19 protein-coding genes are annotated in these 19,290 nt (G+C 68.4%); 13 read left to right on the plus strand and 6 right to left on the minus strand.

Annotated elements, in window-relative coordinates:
• Nucleotides 1-78: 78 nt before the first annotated feature.
• Both phaP and clpS read left to right on the plus strand, forming a co-directional pair.
• Entirely contained in the window at nt 79-906 is an 828-nt protein-coding gene (gene phaP / locus ACGVWT_RS09200; protein WP_315460819.1) for a phasin family protein, read from the plus strand.
• Between the two features lie 159 nt (nt 907-1,065).
• Complete coding sequence (clpS, locus tag ACGVWT_RS09205) at nt 1,066-1,407, plus strand: ATP-dependent Clp protease adapter ClpS (protein WP_017980326.1); 342 nt, start codon at nt 1,066-1,068, stop codon at nt 1,405-1,407.
• A 154-nt stretch (nt 1,408-1,561) separates the two neighbouring features.
• Here the strand turns inward: clpS and ACGVWT_RS09210 are convergent, their stop codons facing one another.
• Nucleotides 1,562-2,293 (minus strand): Crp/Fnr family transcriptional regulator, encoded by a 732-nt coding sequence (locus tag ACGVWT_RS09210; protein WP_315460818.1) that lies wholly within the window; start codon nt 2,291-2,293, stop codon nt 1,562-1,564.
• A gap of 133 nt (nt 2,294-2,426) precedes the next feature.
• On the opposite strand from ACGVWT_RS09210, the gene murA reads away from it, so the two are divergent.
• Nucleotides 2,427-3,710, plus strand: coding sequence for a UDP-N-acetylglucosamine 1-carboxyvinyltransferase (gene murA / locus ACGVWT_RS09215; protein ID WP_043060934.1), 1,284 nt, complete (start codon nt 2,427-2,429; stop codon nt 3,708-3,710).
• A 135-nt stretch (nt 3,711-3,845) separates the two neighbouring features.
• Here murA and ACGVWT_RS09220 read toward each other — a convergent pair whose 3' ends face one another.
• The 3 genes from ACGVWT_RS09220 to ACGVWT_RS09230 all read right to left on the minus strand — a co-directional run bounded on the left by ACGVWT_RS09220 (nt 3,846) and on the right by ACGVWT_RS09230 (nt 7,288).
• Nucleotides 3,846-4,778, minus strand: a complete 933-nt coding sequence (locus tag ACGVWT_RS09220) for an AEC family transporter (protein ID WP_315460817.1) — start codon at nt 4,776-4,778, stop codon at nt 3,846-3,848.
• Between the two features lie 28 nt (nt 4,779-4,806).
• Nucleotides 4,807-5,325: a phosphoribosyltransferase gene (locus ACGVWT_RS09225; protein ID WP_315460816.1), complete on the minus strand. Its 519-nt coding sequence runs from the start codon at nt 5,323-5,325 to the stop codon at nt 4,807-4,809.
• A 274-nt stretch (nt 5,326-5,599) separates the two neighbouring features.
• Nucleotides 5,600-7,288, minus strand: coding sequence for a class I adenylate-forming enzyme family protein (locus ACGVWT_RS09230; RefSeq protein ID WP_315460815.1), 1,689 nt, complete (start codon nt 7,286-7,288; stop codon nt 5,600-5,602).
• A gap of 66 nt (nt 7,289-7,354) precedes the next feature.
• Between ACGVWT_RS09230 and lgt the strand changes: the two genes are divergently transcribed.
• The 8 genes from lgt to phbB all read left to right on the plus strand — a co-directional run bounded on the left by lgt (nt 7,355) and on the right by phbB (nt 16,380).
• Nucleotides 7,355-8,272, plus strand: coding sequence for a prolipoprotein diacylglyceryl transferase (gene lgt, locus ACGVWT_RS09235; protein ID WP_017980320.1), 918 nt, complete (start codon nt 7,355-7,357; stop codon nt 8,270-8,272).
• Nucleotides 8,273-8,457: 185 nt separating this feature from the next.
• The gene (locus ACGVWT_RS09240) at nt 8,458-9,534 is read left to right on the plus strand and encodes a class I SAM-dependent methyltransferase (RefSeq protein ID WP_315460814.1); all 1,077 of its coding nucleotides are present in this window, start codon (nt 8,458-8,460) and stop codon (nt 9,532-9,534) included.
• Complete coding sequence (locus ACGVWT_RS09245) at nt 9,531-10,040, plus strand: GNAT family N-acetyltransferase (protein ID WP_315460813.1); 510 nt, start codon at nt 9,531-9,533, stop codon at nt 10,038-10,040. Before ACGVWT_RS09240 ends, ACGVWT_RS09245 begins: the two co-directional genes overlap by 4 nt.
• A complete protein-coding gene (pgeF, locus tag ACGVWT_RS09250; protein WP_315460812.1) occupies nt 10,037-10,804 on the plus strand; it encodes a peptidoglycan editing factor PgeF in 768 nt (255 codons plus the stop codon). Before ACGVWT_RS09245 ends, pgeF begins: the two co-directional genes overlap by 4 nt.
• A gap of 156 nt (nt 10,805-10,960) precedes the next feature.
• Complete coding sequence (locus ACGVWT_RS09255) at nt 10,961-12,274, plus strand: cystathionine gamma-synthase family protein (protein ID WP_116460331.1); 1,314 nt, start codon at nt 10,961-10,963, stop codon at nt 12,272-12,274.
• A gap of 86 nt (nt 12,275-12,360) precedes the next feature.
• Nucleotides 12,361-14,562, plus strand: coding sequence for a molybdopterin cofactor-binding domain-containing protein (locus tag ACGVWT_RS09260; RefSeq protein ID WP_315460811.1), 2,202 nt, complete (start codon nt 12,361-12,363; stop codon nt 14,560-14,562).
• On the plus strand, nt 14,559-15,560 hold the full coding sequence (gene hemH, locus ACGVWT_RS09265; protein WP_315460810.1) for a ferrochelatase: 1,002 nt from the start codon (nt 14,559-14,561) through the stop codon (nt 15,558-15,560). Before ACGVWT_RS09260 ends, hemH begins: the two co-directional genes overlap by 4 nt.
• A gap of 97 nt (nt 15,561-15,657) precedes the next feature.
• Nucleotides 15,658-16,380 carry an acetoacetyl-CoA reductase gene (gene phbB, locus ACGVWT_RS09270; RefSeq protein WP_116460334.1) on the plus strand — a complete coding sequence of 241 codons (723 nt, stop codon included), beginning with the start codon at nt 15,658-15,660 and terminating at the stop codon, nt 16,378-16,380.
• Nucleotides 16,381-16,864: 484 nt separating this feature from the next.
• On the opposite strand, the gene ACGVWT_RS09275 is transcribed toward phbB, so the two are convergent.
• Complete coding sequence (locus ACGVWT_RS09275; RefSeq protein WP_116460335.1) at nt 16,865-17,233, minus strand: glycine zipper 2TM domain-containing protein; 369 nt, start codon at nt 17,231-17,233, stop codon at nt 16,865-16,867.
• Between the two features lie 177 nt (nt 17,234-17,410).
• Here ACGVWT_RS09275 and ACGVWT_RS09280 point away from each other — a divergent pair, with 177 nt between their 5' ends.
• Complete coding sequence (locus ACGVWT_RS09280; protein ID WP_315460809.1) at nt 17,411-18,424, plus strand: esterase-like activity of phytase family protein; 1,014 nt, start codon at nt 17,411-17,413, stop codon at nt 18,422-18,424.
• A gap of 138 nt (nt 18,425-18,562) precedes the next feature.
• Here the strand turns inward: ACGVWT_RS09280 and rpmB are convergent, their stop codons facing one another.
• On the minus strand, nt 18,563-18,862 hold the full coding sequence (rpmB, locus tag ACGVWT_RS09285) for a 50S ribosomal protein L28 (protein WP_017980310.1): 300 nt from the start codon (nt 18,860-18,862) through the stop codon (nt 18,563-18,565).
• Between the two features lie 168 nt (nt 18,863-19,030).
• On the opposite strand from rpmB, the gene ACGVWT_RS09290 reads away from it, so the two are divergent.
• On the plus strand, nt 19,031-19,240 hold the full coding sequence (locus ACGVWT_RS09290) for a hypothetical protein (protein WP_017980309.1): 210 nt from the start codon (nt 19,031-19,033) through the stop codon (nt 19,238-19,240).
• Nucleotides 19,241-19,290: the final 50 nt, after the last annotated feature.

The raw sequence follows: 19,290 nt of genomic DNA on the forward strand, positions 1-19,290 counted from the left end.
CAGCGCACAAAAATGCGCTTGACGTAGCGTCGCCGCTCCCTATTTGTGCGTTGCAGCATAATAGCTGGAGTAGGAGCCGTGGACGATACCGCCCCCAAACCGCCGGTAAAGCCTGCCAAGGTCGCCCGTCGTCAGGAGCGTCCCGTCGCCACGCCGCCGCAATCGACGGTCAAGCCGTCGCTGCCCAAGGCCAAGGTCGCCAAGAAGAGCGTGCCGGCCGTGCCGCTCGCGACAACGCCGACTGCCGCCGACATCGTTCCGCCGCGTGCGTCGATCGTGCCCGCTTCGGTCGTGCCCGCTTCGGTCGTGCCCGACGTGGTCGTCGAGGCGACGCCGGTGACGAGCGAGCCTGCTCCCAATCCGCCGGTCGCGCCGAACGCGGCCGCGCTACCACCCGCCGTCACCACCACCGACCCGATCGCTGCGGCAACGACCGCGCCGATCGTCCCCCACGCAGCGAAGGAAGTCATCATGGAAACGATCGAAACCGTCACCGCCAAGACCCAGACCGCGTTCGCCGACGCGACCGAGCGCGCCAAGGGTGCGGTCGAAAAGAGCCAGAAGATGTTCGAAGACGCGAACGAATTCGGCAAGGGCAACATCGAGGCGATGGTCGAATCGTCGAAGATCGCGGTGCGCGGTCTGGAAGCGCTCGGCCAGGACGCCGCCGCCTTCGCCAAGAAGTCGTTCGAAGAGGCGACCGCCGCCGCCAAGACGATGACCAGCGTCAAGTCGCCGACCGACTTCTTCAAGCTGCAGTCGGACTATGCCCGCTCGGCGTTCGACGCGATGGTGCAGCAGACCTCGCGCAACACCGAAGCGATGCTGAAGCTGGCCGGTGAAGTGGCGCAGCCGCTGTCGAACCGCGTCGCGCTTGCCGCCGAGAAGATGAAGGTCGTCGCGTAAGCTGCGATCGATCGACGATAAGGGGGCGGCCGCAGCGATGCGGTCGCCCCTTTTCGTTGGATGTCGGGCCGGGCGTCGCCAACTTTTGCGCGACCCCCTTGCCCCAGGCATGCCCGATGCCATATTTTCGCGATCCACATGATAGTTGAACCGATCACCATGGCCGAACGCCGCGACGACGGAACGGATGACGGCAACGACGGCGGCGCCGGCACGGGCCTCGCCACCAAGACGCGCACACGCACCAAGCAGCCGACGCCCTATCGCGTCCTGATGCTCAACGACGATTACACGCCGATGGAATTCGTCGTTCTGTGCCTGCAACGCTTCTTCCGCATGAACATGGAAGAGGCGACGCGGGTGATGCTGCATGTCCACCAGAAGGGCGTCGGGGTATGCGGCGTCTTCTCCTACGAGGTGGCGGAGACCAAGGTCGGCCAGGTCATCGATTTCGCGCGGCAGAACCAGCACCCGCTGCAATGCACGCTGGAGAAGGCGTGATCGCGGATTGGCGGTCGCGCTAAGCCGCTGGCGCGCGACGAGGGTTTGCGCGCAAACCGATACTCGCCATGATCGTCAACCTAGCCAAGGCTGGTTCGTCCAATGGTGGCGCGCCGCAGGAGCCTTTATAGGCCGCAAGCCGCGCCGCCGCGACTTACCGCGCCGGTGGCAGCCAGCCGAGATCGATATGCTGCGTTCGGTCGATGTAGTGCGCGGTGCGGGCGAGCGCGTGTTCGTTGAGGAAGGTGATCCGGCCGCCGTCGCGGGCCAGCAGGCCTTCGTCCTCCAGCTGGCGCAGCATGCGATTGACGTGAACCGCGGTGAGGCCGGTCGCATCGCCGATCTGTTCCTGCGTCAGGCAGGGCGAAAAGCTGTCCTGCACGCTGGCATCCAGGCGTCGGTGGCGGTTGCGCAGGCCGATCAGCAGCGCGCAGATGCGGGCCTTTGCCGATCCGCGCCCCAGGCTCGCCAGCCGGTCGGTCAGCGCGACGCGTTCGATCTGGTCGCGGACCAGCAACAGGCCGGCGATGCGCGGATGATCGACGATCAGCGCCGCGATCTGCGCGCGATCAATGGTGGCGACGGTGCTTTCGGTCAGCGCCATCAGCGTTTCGGGCGCGCTGCGATAGACGAGCGCGGGCGTGGCGATGAGATCGCCGGTGAACAGGAAGCGCACGATCTGGCGGCTGCCGTCGGGCAGGATGATATAGCTCATCAGCGATCCGCGCCGGATGACGAACAGCTCCGTCGCGCGATCATGCTCGCGCAGCAGCACCGCGCCGCGACGCACCGTCCGCTCGCGCGTTTCGAGTCCGTCGAGCGCACGCCGCTCGCTGGCGGATAGCTCTGTCAGTTCGCCGAGCCGGTCGGCGAGGCAACTGCCCACGCTGTATCATTCCCCTAAAACCCTGAGGCGCGGGGGTTAGCGAAAGGACAGAAACGCTTGCATTAAAGTCGATCAAGCGCGCGGCGTTCATTGGCAACTTGCACCCGTCGACCGGCGCGCTAGACGCTATGCCATGGACCGTATCCTTATCCGTGGCGGCAACCGCCTGTCGGGGCGCCTGCCGATTTCGGGCGCGAAGAATGCCGCGCTGACGCTGATGCCGTGCGCGCTGCTGACCGACGAGCCGCTGACGCTGCGCAACCTGCCGCGCCTCGCCGACGTCGACGGCTTCGGCCATCTGCTCAACCAGCTGGGCGCGTCGACCGCGATCCAGGGCACGCGGCCCGAGGATTTCGGGCGGGTGATGACGATCCGGGCGGGGCAGCTGACCTCGACCGAGGCGCCCTATGACATCGTGCGCAAGATGCGCGCGTCGATCCTGGTGCTGGGCCCGGTGCTGGCGCGCGCTGGCGAGGCGCGGGTGTCGCTGCCCGGTGGCTGCGCGATCGGCAACCGCCCGATCGACCTGCATCTGAAGGCGCTGGAAGCGATCGGCGCCGAGCTGGAGATGGCGGCGGGCTACGTGAAGGCAACCGCGCCGGGCGGACGCCTGTCGGGTGGGCGCTATCGCTTCCCCGTCGTGTCGGTCGGCGCGACCGAGAATGTCGTGATGGCGGCGGTGCTGGCGAAGGGCACCAGCGTGATCGAGAATGCGGCGCGCGAGCCGGAGATCGTCGACCTGTGCAACTGCCTGGTCGCGATGGGTGCGCGGATCGATGGCATCGGCACCGATACGCTGGAGATCGAGGGCGTCGACCGGCTGCACGGCGCGACCTATGCCGTCATGCCAGACCGGATCGAGGCGGGCAGCTATGCCTGCGCCGCGGCGATCACCGGTGGCAGCCTGGAGCTAGTCGGTGCGAATGCAGGCGACATGCAGGCGACGATCGACGGCCTGCGCGAGGCGGGCGTGACGGTGACCGAGACGCGCGACGGGGTGAAGGTGGAAGCATCGGGTCCGCTTGGCCCGGTGACGTTGTCGACCGCGCCCTATCCGGGCTTCGCGACCGACATGCAGGCGCAGTTCATGGCGATGCTGTGCAAGGCGGACGGCGCCAGCGTGCTGACCGAGACGATCTTCGAAAACCGCTACATGCACGTGCCCGAGCTGGCGCGGATGGGCGCGGACATCCAGGTCCACGGCCGCACCGCGGTGGTGAAGGGCGTCGACCGCCTGGTCGGCGCACCGGTGATGGCGACCGACCTGCGCGCGTCGATGAGCCTGATCCTCGCCGGGCTGGCGGCGGAGGGCGAGACCGCGGTCGCGCGCGTCTATCACCTCGACCGCGGATATGAGCGGCTGGAGGAAAAGCTGTCGGCGGTCGGCGCGGATATCGAGCGGGCGAGCGACGGGTAAACGCTTGGTCCCTCCCCCGTGCCGATAAGCCGTCATCCCAGCGAAGGCTGGGATCTCCCCGTTACAGCGCGGGACAAGAGGCGAGACAGACCCCAGCCTTCGCTGGGGTGACGGTCTGTCGAGCTGGATCGGCCTTTAGATCACCCACCATGCCACGGCCGTCACCGTGACCAGCGACATGATCGTCGACATCAGGATCGCGCGGGCGGCGAGCGTAACCTCTTGCGCATAGAGTTCGGCGACCATGAACGGGCCGGTGCCGGTCGGCAGCGCGGCGACGATCAGCGCGGCGGCGGCATAGGGCTTGGGAAGGGGCAGCAGCCATAGCGCGGAGAACGTGACGAGCGGCTGCACCACCAGCTTGGCGACGACCGCGAAGCCCAGTTCGGCGGGCTCGCCCTGTCCCTGCCGCTGCGCGAGGAACATGCCGATCGTCACCAGCGCGACCGGGGTCGCCGATCCGCCCAGCATCGTGAGGACGGTCGCGGCCGGGGTCGGCAGGCCGAGGCCGGTCAGGGCGAACAGCGCGCCCGCGACCGGTGCGGCGACGATCGGGTTGCGCAACACCGACCCGACGACGCGCGCGATCGTCGCGATCCGCAGTCCCCTGCCGTCGAGATCGACCTCGACCAGCATCAGCGAGAAGGCGAATAACGCACAGCTGGTCAGCAGCGCGGCGATGACCGCGGCGGCGAGGCCTTCCGGCCCCAGCAGGCCGTGCGCGATCGGGATGCCCATATAGGCGCAGTTGGAAAAGCTGGCGGTCAGCGCATCGAGCGAGCGGCGCGCCATGCTGCGGGGCATGCCGGCGACGCGCGGGGTGGCCCAATAGGACAGCGCGAAGGTCGCGACCATGCCGATCGCGAAGACCAGGGTGAAACGCGGCTGCGCGAGCGTGGCCCAATCCGCCTCCGCCACGAAATCGAACAGCAATGCGGGCAGCGCCAGCCAGACGACATAGGCGTTGAGGATGCTGACCGCGCCCGCGTTCAGCCCGCGCAACCGGGCGAAGGCGAAGCCCGCCAGGATCAGCACGAAGATCGGCAGGATGGTGGCGAGGATCGTCATCGCTGGCCTTGCGGGTTGCGCGTGCGGATCAGGCGATCCGGTCCGGCACTTCCGCCGCATCCGCGGCGATCGATTCGCTGGAGGCGACGGCTTCCCACGGGAAGACGAACCAGTCCTTGACGACATCGCGGTCGATGGTGCGCGCCGCAAGCTCGACGCGTTCGGCCGAGCGGCTGTTGTCGATCAGCGTGGCGAAGCGGACATTGGCGGCATTGCCGTCCGCGGCGGCGAGCGCGGCGCGGACGAAGGCGATGGTACGGCCCGAATCGTTGATATCGTCGAGGAACAGCAACCGCTCGCCGGCGCGGGACCGGGCGGCGAGGGCGGTCAGGCCCGCCTGCGTCACCGCATCGCTGTCACGCGCCGACAGGTCGATCGAACGCATCGGCACGTCGATCGCATGGCTGAGGTAGACGGCCGGCACCAGGCCGCCGCGGCCGATGCCGACGATCGCGTTGGGGCGCCAGTCGCTGGCGACGATGGCATCGCGCAGGGTCAGGACGGCGGCGACGACGGCGTCGTGCGGGATGGGAGTGAACACGGGCATCCGCCCTTTTTGCCGCATTGCGGCACAGGGGCAAGCGTGGGGTGGTGTGGCCCTCTGCCTACATCATCCCGGCGGACGCCGGGATCCATGGACGCGGAACGGTTGTGGTGTGTGAACCAGCAGCGGCGCCGTGACCATGGATTCCGGCGTGTGCCGGAATGACGGAGGAGGTGCGTCATTGCGAGCGAGGCGACTTAATCCAGCGCCGAACCAAGACGCCCTGGATTGCCGCGCTTCGCTCGCAATGACGATGTGGCAGTGGCGACGGCTTGCCTCAGCCCGCCGCCGCCAGCGCGCGATAGGTGTTGCGGAGCGAAACCTTGTCGATCTTCTCGGTCCCGAGCCGGGGGAGGGCGGCGGCGGAGACCCAGATGCGCGCGGGCACCTTGAAGGCGGCGATATGTTCGGCGAGGAACGCCTGTAACGCCGCCTGATCCAGCGCCGTGTCCCCGCGCAGATGCACCACCGCGCCCGGCACCTCGCCGAAGCGTTCGTCTGGCAGGCCGAACACCGCCGCTTCGGCGACGTCGGGATGGGCGTACAGCGCGGCTTCGACTTCCTGGCAGGCGATATTCTCGCCGCCGCGGATCACGATGTCCTTGGCGCGATCGACGATGAACAGGTAGCCGTCCGCGTCGAGATAGCCGATGTCGCCGGTGCGGAAATAGCCGTCCGCGGTCATGCACGCCGCGGTCGCGTCCGGCCGGTTCCAATAACCGAGGAAATTGGCGATCGAACGGATCGCGATCTCGCCGCGTTCGCCCTGCGGCACCGGTGCGCCGGCATCGTCGAGGATGGCGAGGTCGACCAGCGGGGCGGAGGCGCGCCCGGCGCTATCGGGCTTGGCGAGATAGTTGCTCCGCCAGTTGCCGGTGCCGATGCCGTTCGTTTCGGTCAGGCCATAGCCGATCAGCGGCGCCGATCCGCCCATCTCCGCATCGATGCGGCGGACATGCTCGATCGGGCGCGGCGCGCCGCCTGCCGCGAAATCGGTGACGGTGGAAAGATCGTACGAAGCCCGGTTCGGATGCGTCAGGATTTCGAAGCTCATCAGCGGCACGCCGACGAAATAGCTGATTCGCTCCGCCTGGATGAGACGCATCGCCTCGACCGCGTCCCATTTGCGCATCAGGACGAGCTTGCGGCCCATAGCGAAGCTTTGCAGCATCACCGGCACCTCGGCGGTGACGTGGAACAGCGGCAACGTCAGCAGCGTCGATGGCTGTTCGGTCGGCGGATTGCCGTCCTGCGTCGCGAGGCCGAGCATCATCAGCGCCTGCGCGAGATAGTTGAACGTGCCTTGCACCACGCCGCGGTGATCGGCGATCGCGCCCTTCGACCGGCCGGTCGATCCGGAGGTGAATAGGATCGTCGCGTGGTCGGTGCCTACAACATCGGGCAGCGCGGCATCGTCGCCACCCGCCGCGGTGATCGCGCCCAGGGCCTCGCCGAGCGGCAGCGTGTCGTCGATCGCCACCACCTGCGCCGACGATCCCGCCAGCCGCTGCGCGCGCGGGCCATCGGCGAAGACGAGGCGCGCCTCCACCTCGTCGATCGCCGCGGTCAGTTCCTCTGCCTGCCACCAGCCGTTGAGCAGGGTGGCGACGCCGCCCGCCATCAAGATGCCCATGTAGAGCACGATCCACGACGGCGAATTGCGCATGGCGATACCCACCCGATCGCCCTTGGCGACGCGGTGCGTGGCGACGAGGGCGCCGGCGACCGCGCGCGCGGCGGCATAGACGGCCGCGAAGGTCAGCCGCTCGTCGCCGGCGACGAGGAAGGTCTTGTCGGCATGCTCATGGCAATAATGCGCGAAATAGTGCGGCAAGGCGGGCGGTGCGGCGGCAATGATCGGATAGCTGCGCCCGCCGCGCTCCGCCTGCCCCAGCGCCAGCATGCCCCCCGGCCCGGTCAGTGCCGCCATCGTGGCGTCCATCCGCTCGTCGAGGGTCGTCCGCATGCATGCTCTCCGCTTGGTCTTGTGCCTTTGCCCCACTATGCAGGGGCGAAACCCAGGGGGAAAGCCTTGATCCTGCCGTTGCTCGCCGCCGCCGCTCCACTCGCCGATCCGCTGGTGGGTTCCGGGGGCGGACATATCCGCTTCGCCGATTTGGGGCTTGATCCCATGGTGTTCCCCCACAGCAGTATTCCGCTGCGGTGGTACAGCCTTGCCTATATCGGCGGCATTTTGCTCGGCTGGTGGTATCTGCTGAAGCTGCTGGCGCAGCCCGGGGCGCCGATGGCGCGGCGCCATGCCGACGACCTCGTCTTCTATGCGACGCTGGGCATTATCCTCGGCGGGCGGATCGGCTATGTGCTGTTCTACGCGCCCGAAATGCTGCTGCATCCGGTGCGGATCCTGCGGCTATGGGATGGCGGCATGAGCTTCCACGGCGGCGTCATCGGCACGTCGCTGGGGATCATCCTGTTCGCGCGCAAGCACAAGCTCGACTGGCTGCGCGTCCACGATTACCTCGCCTGCTGCGTGCCCTTCGGCCTGTTCTTCGGCCGGCTCGCCAATTTCGTGAACGGGGAATTGTGGGGCAAGCCCGCCGACGTGCCCTGGGCGATCGTGTTCGAACGCACCGTGCCCTTCGGCATCCCCGAGCCGGCGCGTCATCCCAGCCAGCTCTACGAAGCGGGGATGGAGGGGATCATCCTGTTCGCCGTCCTGTGGTTCGCCTTCTGGCGCACCAAGGCGCGCTACCAGCCGGGGAAGCTCGTCGGGCTGTTCGTGCTGGGATACGGCATCGCGCGGTTCATCGTGGAATTCTTCCGCGAACCCGATCCGCAGTTCCACGGCACCTTTATCGAGGCGACCGGCATTCATATGGGCCAGTGGCTGTGCGTGCCGATGATCGCGGGCGGGCTGTATCTGGTGCTGACCGCCAAGGGCCGCCGCACGCGGGTGGAGCCGATCGCGGGGACGGAGAGCGTGGCGTAAGCTGCCCGGTTCCATCCTCTTCGTCATTCCCGCGCAGGCGGGAATCCAGACGCGCGGACCATCGATAGATTCGCATCGTTAGCGTTTCTGGATTCCCGCCTGCGCGGGAATGACGGTGGGGAGCTGGGCCCCCCTTGCACCCCACCACCCTTGCGCCCACCGCCCGGCCACGGCATCTGCCGAGTGTGACCGACGTGACCGATACCCCCGACGCTCCGCTGCCCGACCGGCTCGCCCGTGCGATCACGCTGGCGGGGCCGATGCCGGTGTCGCAGTTCATGGCCGCCGCCAATGCGCATTATTATGCGACGCACGAGGCGATCGGCGCAGGTGGCGACTTTGTGACCGCGCCCGAGATCAGCCAGATGTTCGGCGAACTGATCGGCCTGTGGTGCGCCGATCTGTGGGACCGCGCCGGGCGGCCGGAGGCGGCATGGGTCGAGCTGGGGCCGGGCCGGGGCACGCTCGCCGCCGATGCGCGGCGCGCGATGGCCAAGGCGGGGTTCGCGCCGCCCGTCCATTTCGTCGAGACCAGTCCGCGACTGCGTGAGCTGCAGGCCGCCGCGGTGCCGGGTGCGACCTTCCATGATTCGGTCGACAGCCTGCCGACGACCCAAGCGTTGATCGTCGTCGCCAACGAATTCTTCGACGCGCTGCCGATCCGCCAGCTGATCCGCCGCGGCGCCAAGGAGCAGGGCGGCGGCTGGCACGAGCGGCTGGTCGCCTGCCAGGACACGTTGTTCCTCCCCATCGCGGGCAAGCCCGTGCCGCCGGAGGTACTGCCCGAACCGCTGCGCGACGCGCCCGCCGGATCGGTGCTGGAAATTTCGCCCGCCAGCGTCACGGTGATGACCGCGCTTGCCCGCCGTATCGCCGCACAGGGCGGCGCGATGCTGGCGATCGATTACGGGTATGAAGGCCCGGCGCTCGGCGACACGTTGCAGGCGGTGCGCGGCCATGGCTTCGCCAATCCGTTCGACACGCCGGGCACGGTCGATCTCAGCGCGCATGTCGACTTCACCACGCTCGCCGCCGCGGCGCAGGGGGCGGGGGCGGTCGCCTGGGGGCCGATCACGCAGCGCGACCTGTTGGGTGGGCTGGGTATCGACACGCGGGCCACGGCGCTCGCCCGCGCAACCCCGGACAAATCGGAGGCGATCCTGGCCGATCGGGCGCGGCTGATGAGCGATATGGGGACGCTGTTCCGGGCGCTGGCGGTGACGCGCGCGGACTGGCCCGTTCCAGCGGCGTTCGGCGCATGACCGCCACGCTGCGCGCGCCCACGGTGGCCGATGCCGAGGCGATCGCCGCGCTGTTCGCCCAATGCTTCACCGCGACCTTCGGTCACCTCTACGATCCCGCGGACCTGGCAACCTTCCTCGACGGCATGACGATCGCGGCGTGGCGGCGCGAGCTGGCCGGCCCCGCCTTCGCCTTCCTGCTCGCTGAACAGGAGGGCCGCGCGGTCGGCTTCGCGAAGCTGGGGCCGCATGGGCTGCCCGTGACGCCGACCGGCCCGATGATCGAGCTGCGCCAGCTCTACCTCACCGCCGATCAGCAGGGCAGCGGCCTTGCCGCGCGAATGATGGACTGGGTGATCGCCACCGCGCGCGATCGTGGTGCGCGGGAGCTGTTCCTGTCGGTGTATGTCGACAACCATCGCGCCCGCCGCTTCTACGAACGCTATGGCTTCGAAGCGGTCGGCCGCTACACCTTCATGGTCGGCAATCACGCCGACGAGGATCATCTGATGCGGCTGGGCCTGTGAGCGACGTAGAGGTCATCCGCGCGCGCGGGCTGGGCGATGTGCCGCACGGTTTTCTCGGGCGGCGCGGCGGCGTGTCGCAGGGGCTGGTGGCCGGGCTGAACGTCGGGTTGGGATCGCAGGACGATCCGGCCGCGATTGCGGAAAATCGGCGGCGGGCGGCGGCGGCGGTGCTGCCCGGTGCGCCGCTCGCATCGCTGTATCAGGTCCATTCGGCGGACGTGGTGCGTGTGAACGCCGCCTATCCCGATGCCGAGCGCCCGCAGGCCGACGCGCTCGTTACCGAACGGCCTGGGTTGCTGCTCGGCATCCTGACCGCGGACTGCGCGCCGGTGCTGTTCGCGGACGCGCATGCGGGCGTGATCGGCGCGGCGCATGCCGGGTGGAAGGGGGCCTTGGCCGGCGTCACCGATGCGACGATCGCCGCGATGGAGAAGATCGGGGCACGGCGCGATCGGATCGCCGCCGCGATCGGCCCGTGCATCGCGCGCGCATCCTACGAGGTGGACGAGGGGTTCCTCGGGCGTTTCACGGCGGTCGATCCGGAGAATGAGCGGTTTTTCGCGAGCGGGCGGGACGGGCGTTACCAGTTCGACCTCGAGGCTTATGTGACGCATCGGCTCGCTGCGGCTGGCCTTGCACGCATCGAGGCGTTGGGGCTGGATACCTATGCGCAACCCGACCGCTTCTACAGCTACCGCCGGGCGACGCATAAGGGCGAGGCGGATTATGGGCGGCAGATCAGTGTGATCGGGTTGCCGGCGTAGTCGTCATTCCCGCGGAGGCGGGAATCCCGACGCGCAGGTTTCGCTTGAGCCGCCACGGTAGCGGGTATGGATTCCCGCCTTCGCGGGAATGACGGAGGATCGGATAGTATCCAACGTTACCAGTCGGCGCTATGCTCTTCGGCAAAGGAGAGTATCATGCCCGATGAAGCACAGATCACCGGCGTCGGGGGCAATCTGCCCGCGGACACGCCGCAGACGATCGGCGACCGCAAGCTGAAGCCGTCGACGATGATGATGGGCCACGGCTTCGACCCGGCCTTGTCCGAAGGCGCGCTGAAGCCGCCGATCTTCCTGACCTCGACCTTCGTCTTCCCCAATGCCGCGGCGGGTAAGCGCCATTTCGAGGGCGTGACCGGCAAGCGGCCCGGCGGCGCCGATGGCCTCGTCTATTCGCGGTTCAACGGGCCGAACCAGGAAATCCTCGAGGATCGCCTCGCGATCTGGGACGAGGCGGAGGACGCGCTCGCTTTCTCCAGCGGCATGTCGGCGATCGCCACGCTGTTCCTCGCGATGACCAAGCCCGGCGACACGATCGTCCATTCGGGCCCGCTCTATGCCGCGACCGAGACGCTGATCGGCCGCATCCTCGGCAAGTTCGGGGTGAAGTGGCTCGACTTCCCGGCCGGCGCGACGCGCGAGGAGATCGACGCGGTGCTGACGGAAGCCGCGACCGGCAACGTCGCGCTGATCTATCTCGAAAGCCCGGCGAACCCGACCAACGCGCTTGTCGATATCGAGGCGGTGGCAGCGAGCCGCGATGCGATCTTCGCTGACGCTGCGGAAAAGCCGCCGATTGCGATCGACAACACCTTCCTGGGGCCGCTGTGGCAGCAGCCGCTGCGCCATGGTGCGGATATCGTCGTCTACTCGCTGACCAAATATGCCGGCGGCCATAGCGATCTGGTCGCGGGTGGCGTGCTGGGGTCGAAGGCGCACATCAATACGATCCGATCGATGCGCAACACGATCGGCACGATCTGCGATCCCAACACCGCGTGGATGCTGCTGCGGTCGCTGGAAACGCTGGAACTGCGCATGAGCCGGGCGGGCGAGAATGCCGCCAAGGTCTGTGCCTATCTGCGCACGCATCCGAAGGTGGAGCGCGTCGGCTATCTCGGCTTCTTCGGTGACGAGCCGGGGCAGGAGCGGCAGGCGGACATCTATCGCCGCCATTGTTCGGGTGCCGGCTCCACCTTCTCGCTGATCCTGAAGGGCGGCGAGGCGGAGGCGTTCCGCTTCCTCGACGCGCTGCGCATCGCCAAGCTGGCCGTATCGCTGGGCGGCACCGAGACGCTGGCGAGCCACCCCGCCGCGATGACGCACCTGTCGGTGCCGCAGGAACGCAAGGACGCGCTGGGGATCACCGACAGCCTGGTGCGCATCTCGATCGGCGTCGAGGATGCCGACGATCTGATCGCCGACTTCGCGCAGGCGCTGGACGCGATCTAAACGACGGGCGCCCCTCCCGAAGTCAGGAGGGGCGCCCGCCATCAACCCGCTTCCGCCCGTCGCCTGCCCCCGGTAGAGCCGGTGCCATGGCAGGGATCAGCAGGCGCAAGGTGATCGTCGCGGGGGGCGCGGGCGTCGGGCTGGTCGTCGCCTGGGGGGTGTGGCCGCGCGCCTATGCCCCGAACCTCGCGATCGCGCCCGGCGAGACCGCGTTCGGCGCATGGCTGAAGATCGGCGACGACGGCCATGTCACCGTCGCGGTGCCGCAGCTGGAGCACGGGCAGGGCATCTATACCGCGCTGGCGCAGGTGGTGGCCGACGAACTGGGCGCCGACTGGCGCACGGTCGGCGTCGAGGCGGCGCCGGTCAATGCGCTCTATGCCAACCCGCTGGCGCTCGAATCGCTGTTCGAAGGCACGCTCGCGCGGCTGCCGCAGCACCTCTACGACAGCTATGCACAACGCAGCGACGCGATGCTGACCGGCGGATCGACCAGTCTTCGCATGTTCGAGGACGATGCGCGCACCGCGGGCGCGACCGCGCGGGCGCTGCTGTGCAAGGCGGCGGCGCGACGCTGGGGCGTCAATTGGACCGCGTGCAGCGCGGAGGCGGGCTTCATCGTCCACGGCCGCGACCGGCTGCGCTTTGCGGCACTGGCGGCGGAGGCGGCGCGCGAAAGCGTGCCCAGCCCATTGCCGATCGGCGTCGCAGGCGCGGGCAAGCTGGCAGGGCAGGCGGTGCCGCGCATTGATGTGCCGGCCAAGGTCGATGGCTCGGCGGGCTTTGCGGGCGATATCCGCCTGCCCGACATGGTGCATGCCGCCATCCGGCAGGGCCCGATCGGCGATGCGCGGTTGGTTGCGGTGGATCGCGCCGCGGCGGATCGCATCCGCGGCGTGCTGGCGGTCGTCGAGAACCCCAAATGGGTGGCAGCGGTCGCAACGACCTGGTGGGCCGCGAATCGCGCGCTGGAGGCGCTCGCGCCGCGGTTCGCCAGCGACACGCCGCTCGCCGACGATTCCGCGATCGACCGCGCGCTGACCGAGGCGCTGGCTGCGCCGGGTCAGGCCATGGCCACGGCAGGCGACCCGGCGCGGTTGCTGGAGGGTGGTGGCGTCGTGTCGGCGGACTATCGCGTCGGGCTGGGCGTGCATGGTGCGTTGGAAACGGCGAGCGCGGCGGCGGCGTATCGCGACGGGCGACTGGAGCTGTGGCTGCCGACCGCGGCCCCCGCGGCGGCACGGGCGGCGGCGGCGCGTGTTGCGGGTCTGTCGCCGGGGGCGGTGGTGATCCATCGCACGCTGGCGGGCGGCGACTTCGGTGCGCGGCTGGACACGGTGATCGCCGAACAGGCGGCGTTGCTGACGATGCAGCTGAAGCGTCCGGTCAATCTCGTCTGGTCGCGAGGTGAGGAAACGCTGCACGATCGCTTCCGCCCGCCCGCCCGCGCGACGCTGCGGGCCCGGCTGTCGAGCAACGGCGCCATTGCCGCCTGGGACGCAGCGATCGCGGCCCCCGCGACGGGCCATGCGCTCGCCCGACGGTTGCTGCCCGGTGCGGGCGCGCTGCTGGGTCGCGGCGATCCCTATGCGGTGGCGGGCGCGACACCGGTCTATCGCATCCCGGCCTATGCCATCGCGCATCATTCCGCCGACATCGGCATCGAGACCGGGCATCTGCGCGGCGGCGCGCACGGCTACACCGCCTTCTTCACCGAATGTTTCATCGATGAACTGGCGCATGTCGCGGGTACCGAACCCTTGTCGTACCGGATCGGCATGCTGGGCGGCGAGCCGCGGCTGGCGCGCTGCCTGACGACGGTTGCGGCGCTGGGCGGCTGGGACGGCGGCGCGGACGGATCGGGGCAGGGCATCGCCGCACATGCCTTTCGCGGCAGTCGCATTGCGGTGCTGGCAGAGGTGTCGGCGGAGGACGGCGGCCGCATCCGCGTCGACCGGCTGGTTGCGGCGGTGGATTGCGGGCGGATCGTCAACCCCGACCTCGTCCGCCAGCAGATCGAGGGTGGGCTGATTTTCGGCATGGCGCAGGCGCTCGGTGCCTCGACCGGCATGGCGGGTGGGCGGACGCGCGCGCACGGCTTTGCGGGGCTGAACCTGCCGCGGCTTGCGGACAGTCCGGACATCGTCGTGGAGCTGATCGCTTCGGGCGAGGCACCGGGCGGGGTGGGCGAGTTGGGCGTGCCCGCCGTTGCGCCCGCGATCGCCAACGCCGTCTTCTCCGCGACCGGTAGGCGGCTGCGCACACTGCCGCTACAGCCGAAGCCATGACGATTCCCGCCGGCCATCCCGCGATTCCGCCCCGCAAGATCGGGGTATTGCTCACCAATCTCGGCACGCCCGATGCGCCCGATGCGAAATCGGTGAAACGCTATCTGGGCGAATTCCTGTCCGACCGGCGGGTGGTGGAGATCCCGCCGATCGCGTGGCAGCCGATCCTGCGCGGCATCATCCTCAACACCCGGCCGAAGAAATCCGCGCACGCCTACGGGCTGGTGTGGAGCGACGAGGGCTCGCCACTCGCCGCGATCACGCGGCGGCAGGCGCAGGCGCTGACGGACGCGTTCGGCGAGGGCGTGATCGTCGATTATGCGATGCGCTACGGCAATCCGGCGATCGCCGACCGGCTGGCGGCGCTGAAGGATGCCGGGTGCGAGCGTATCCTGATCGCGCCGCTGTATCCGCAATATTGTGCTGCGACGACCGCGACCGCCAACGACAAGGCCTTCGCCGCGCTGGCCGGCATGCGCTGGCAGCCCGCGATTCGCACGCTGCCGCCCTATCATGACGACCCCGCCTATATCGCCGCGCTGAAGGAGAGCATCGAATCGCAGCTTGCGGGCCTCGATTTCGTGCCTGAGCGGATCGTCGCCAGCTTTCACGGCATGCCCAAGCGGACGCTGGAGCTGGGCGATCCGTATCACTGCCATTGCCAGAAGACCGCGCGATTGCTGTCCGAGGCCATGAATCGCGAGCTCACCATCGCTTTTCAGTCGCGGTTCGGGCCGGCGAAATGGCTGGGGCCGGCGACCGACGAGACGCTGGAGGCCCTGCCCGCGCAAGGGGTGCGCAAGGTCGCGGTGGTGGCGCCGGGCTTTTCCGCCGATTGCCTCGAGACGCTGGAGGAACTGGCCATCCGCGGCCGCGACAGTTTCATCGCGGCGGGCGGCACGGACTTCGCCTATCTGCCCTGCCTGAACGACGGCGCGCCGGGCATGGCGATGCTGCGGACCTTGCTGCACCGCGAGCTGCAAGGCTGGATTCCGTAACGAAATATGGAAATACCGGTCCGGCCCCGGTTCCGCCATTGCCACCGTCCGGGCGCCCGCCTAGCGTCCCACCGAACGTCTAACGGGAGAGGTTGGAATGGCCAGAGTAGCGATCGTCACCGGTGGTACGCGTGGCATCGGCGAGGCGATCAGCCTTGCCCTGAAAGAGGCCGGCATCACCGTCGCCGCCAATTACGCCGGCAATGACGAACGGGCGCGCGAGTTCACCGAGCGTACGGGCATCGCCGCCTACAAATGGGACGTCGCGGATCACGACGCCTGCCAGGACGGCTGCGCGAAGGTGGCCGCGGATCTGGGGCCGGTCGACATCGTCGTCAACAATGCGGGCATCACCCGCGACGGCACGATCCTGAAGATGACCTACCAGATGTGGAAAGAGGTCATGGACACCAACCTGGGCGGATGTTTTAACATGGCCAAGGCGACCTTCCCCGGCATGCGCGAGCGCAAATGGGGGCGGATCGTCAACATCGGTTCGATCAACGGCCAGGCGGGCCAGTACGGACAGGTGAACTATGCCGCGGCGAAGAGCGGTATCCACGGCTTCACCAAGGCATTGGCGCAGGAAGGCGCACGCGCCGGCGTGACGGTGAACGCGATCGCGCCGGGCTATATCGACACCGACATGGTGGCGGCAGTGCCGAGCGACGTGCTGGAGAAGATCGTCGCCAAGATCCCGGTCGGCCGCCTGGGTCAGGCGAGCGAAATCGCGCGCGGCGTCGCCTTCCTGTGTTCGGAAGATGCGGGCTTCGTGACGGGATCGACGCTGAGCCTGAACGGCGGGCAGCATATGTACTGACGGGCGACGGCGCGGAGCGGCGCTCCGCGCCAGTACGCGAGAGCGTATCGCCCGGCACGGGCGGCGGGTCGCCAAAGGGCGAACCCGTCCGACGACGGCTTTGCCGGCGTCCTTGTGGGCACGAATTGTGCCCCTGTGCCGCTCCGTAAGCCCTGTCGCGGCGCGGGATCTACGCTCGGCGAGGGGCGGCGCAAGGCTAAGACGCCGTCCCCGCAGCGCAGCGTAAGAGCCGAGAGAGACCCCAGCCTTCGTTGGGGTGACGTTTTGCCGAAGCGAACAGGCGCCCGGCGCCTTTGTCCATGACGGCTCGAGGCTCAGAACACGCACCACGGGCGCTACTCTCGCGGCCCGGTGGACCCCGGACCAAGTCCGGAATGACGGTGTGAGTGGGGCGAGGTCACGAACTTCACGCACAACACAAGGCCCGGCCTTCCCAAGGGAAGACCGGGCCTCACACCCCGTTACGCTACGCGGGGCTTAATCGTTACCGGCAATAGCCGGGGCGATCCGACCGCTCGACTGCGCGGCCGGCGAGGGCGCCGGCGCCGGCGCCGAGGACGGTGCCGAGCGAGCGGTCACCGCGAGTGTCGATCGTGCGGCCGAGCAGGCCACCGGCAATCGCACCGAGCACCGTACCGGTGGTGCCGTCATTGCAGCGGCGGGCGTTGCCGCGGTCGCGGTAATAGCCACGGTCGCCGCGATAGACGCGATCGTCACGATAGCCGCGGTCATACGCGTAGCCGCGGTCATAACCGCCGTAATAGCCGCGCTGCGCAGAGGCGGCGCTGACCGGCACGAGGGCCGAGGCGGTCATGGCGAGCGCGGCACCGGCGAGGCTCAGGGTCTTCAGCATGGGTCTTCTCCCGTCCGTAATCTGTCCGTTTCGACGGCGACGCGGGGGGGCACCTGCCCGTCGTCGATGCATGTCTTTTGCCCGAGTCGCATTGACCGAACCCTGAATGCGCCCGTTATCGTCCGTTCAGGCAGAGCAGGGGTGCCGCTTGCCGCTCCGCACCCTATGAGGCGCGGCATGCGTGTGCTGTTCGTCATCCTGGCGGTGTTGCTGATCGTCCCCGGCTGGGCGGGGGAAGAACGCCTGCCGCTGCTGGGGCGGCATCCCGAACTGACCGTGCGGCGCGTCGATCTCGACCCTGCCGATCCATCGCGTCGCAGGCTGGGATCGCTGACGTATCTCGGCGGTGCCGAGTTGCGCAGCCGCGATCCGGCGTTCGGCGGCTATTCGTCTCTGCAAGTGGAACGCCGGCCGAACGGCGACCGGTTCACGCTGCTCAGCGATGGCGGCAATATCGTCGCCTTCACGATGGGCGCGGACTGGCGGCCGCATGGCGTGCAGTTTCAGAACCTGCCGCAGGGACCGGGCACCGGGTGGGAGAAGCGAGACCGCGACACCGAATCGATGGCGGTCGATCCGACGACGGGACAGATCTGGGTGGGATATGAGCGCTATAACGCCATCTGGCGCTACGCTCCCGGCTTCGCGCGGGCAGAGGCGCAGCGGACGCCGGCCGAGATGGCACGCTGGCCGATCAACGGCGGCCCCGAATCGCTCGCGCGCCTGCCGGACGGGCGATTCGTGACGATCAGCGAAGATGCGCATGTCCCGCCAGCCCATTGGACGGGGGCGGAAGCCGAAAGGCTGCACAGTCGCACCGCGTTACTCTTCCCCGGCGATCCGATCCGCACGCGGCCGGTCTATTTCGCCTACATGCCCTATGGGCGGTACGATCCCGCCGATGCGACCGCCTTGCCCAACGGCGACCTGCTGGTGCTCGATCGGGCGTTCCGGCTGCCCTTTCGGTTCAGCAATCGCCTTTCGCTGGTGCCGGCATCGGCGATTCGCGCGGGGGCCGTGGCGCGGGGGCGTCTGCTCGCGACGCTCGATTCGCCGCTGATCCACGACAATTTCGAAGGGGTCGCGACGACGATCGAGGATGGCGCGACGATCGTCTGGCTGGTGTCCGACGACAATCAGCTGCCGATGCAGCGGACGTTGCTGCTGAAGTTCCGGCTCGATTCGCGCTGACGAACCGCGCGCCGTCGAAGAGCGGGCGATCCACCCGCGCCCTGGTTGTCTGCGCCGCCATCATCAACGCCAAAAGCCCGCCGCTCCGGGGGAGCAGCGGGCCTTGGCAAGCCGGAAACGAACGTCGCTGTTGACCGCTTACGCGGCGGCGGCGGTCGCCGACAGCTTCTTGACGATTTCGCGCTTCAGGCGGCGGCAGCGCAGCGACAGCTTGTCGTCGCCGGTCTTCACCAGCCAGTTGTCGAGACCACCATTGTGCTCGACCGAGCGCAGGCCGTGGGTCGACACGCGCAGACGCACGCTCTTCTCGAGCGAATCGGACATCAGCGTGACGTTCTGCAGGTTCGGCAGGAACGTGCGCTTGGTCTTGTTGTTGGCGTGGGAAACGTTGTGACCCACCTGCCGGCCCTTGCCGGTCAGCTCGCAAATGCGCGACATGGCTTTAAATCCTGAATTCGGTTGCCCGGAAAGCCGGCGCCACTAGCGGCTTCGCGGCGATCCGTCAACCATGGGGCGATCCGCGCACCGTCGAATGCCGGGTGCAACGGACTTGGACACGCGGCGTTGTTACGCCATCGTAAAGGTCACGAACAGGGGACGGTTCACATGCGCACGTTGCTGGCATTGCTCGGGGTCATCGCGCTCATCGTCGTGGCGCTGATGTATTTCGGCTTCATCAATATCGATCAGACGCGCCCGGCCTTGGTGCAGGCGCCGCAGTTCAAGGCCGACGTCGCCCGCGTCAGCGTCGGCACCGAGAAGAAGACGGTCGAGGTGCCGACCGTGAACGTCGAACGGCCGGGCAACGCCCAATAAGGGGCGCTTTCGCGAATCGGGGATCGGGGGCAGGAGGGGGCGATGTTTCC

The sequence above is a fragment of the Sphingomonas sp. S6 genome, from assembly GCF_043498045.1.
Taxonomy (GTDB): domain Bacteria; phylum Pseudomonadota; class Alphaproteobacteria; order Sphingomonadales; family Sphingomonadaceae; genus Sphingomonas.

Bases quoted from the DNA above. Each gene is read 5' to 3' on its own strand.
- ACGVWT_RS09245 (WP_315460813.1), top strand. From the start codon at position 9,531: ATGACCGCCACGCTGCGCGCGCCCACGGTGGCCGATGCCGAGGCGATC.
- rpmB (WP_017980310.1), bottom strand. From the start codon at position 18,862: ATGTCGCGCATTTGCGAGCTGACCGGCAAGGGCCGGCAGGTGGGTCAC.
- hemH (WP_315460810.1), top strand. From the start codon at position 14,559: ATGACGATTCCCGCCGGCCATCCCGCGATTCCGCCCCGCAAGATCGGG.
- clpS (WP_017980326.1), top strand. From the start codon at position 1,066: ATGGCCGAACGCCGCGACGACGGAACGGATGACGGCAACGACGGCGGC.
- ACGVWT_RS09255 (WP_116460331.1), top strand. From the start codon at position 10,961: ATGCCCGATGAAGCACAGATCACCGGCGTCGGGGGCAATCTGCCCGCG.
- ACGVWT_RS09290 (WP_017980309.1), top strand. From the start codon at position 19,031: ATGCGCACGTTGCTGGCATTGCTCGGGGTCATCGCGCTCATCGTCGTG.
- ACGVWT_RS09220 (WP_315460817.1), bottom strand. From the start codon at position 4,778: ATGACGATCCTCGCCACCATCCTGCCGATCTTCGTGCTGATCCTGGCG.
- ACGVWT_RS09275 (WP_116460335.1), bottom strand. From the start codon at position 17,233: ATGCTGAAGACCCTGAGCCTCGCCGGTGCCGCGCTCGCCATGACCGCC.
- ACGVWT_RS09225 (WP_315460816.1), bottom strand. From the start codon at position 5,325: ATGCCCGTGTTCACTCCCATCCCGCACGACGCCGTCGTCGCCGCCGTC.
- ACGVWT_RS09260 (WP_315460811.1), top strand. From the start codon at position 12,361: ATGGCAGGGATCAGCAGGCGCAAGGTGATCGTCGCGGGGGGCGCGGGC.
- phbB (WP_116460334.1), top strand. From the start codon at position 15,658: ATGGCCAGAGTAGCGATCGTCACCGGTGGTACGCGTGGCATCGGCGAG.
- ACGVWT_RS09230 (WP_315460815.1), bottom strand. From the start codon at position 7,288: ATGCGGACGACCCTCGACGAGCGGATGGACGCCACGATGGCGGCACTG.
- murA (WP_043060934.1), top strand. From the start codon at position 2,427: ATGGACCGTATCCTTATCCGTGGCGGCAACCGCCTGTCGGGGCGCCTG.
- ACGVWT_RS09280 (WP_315460809.1), top strand. From the start codon at position 17,411: ATGCGTGTGCTGTTCGTCATCCTGGCGGTGTTGCTGATCGTCCCCGGC.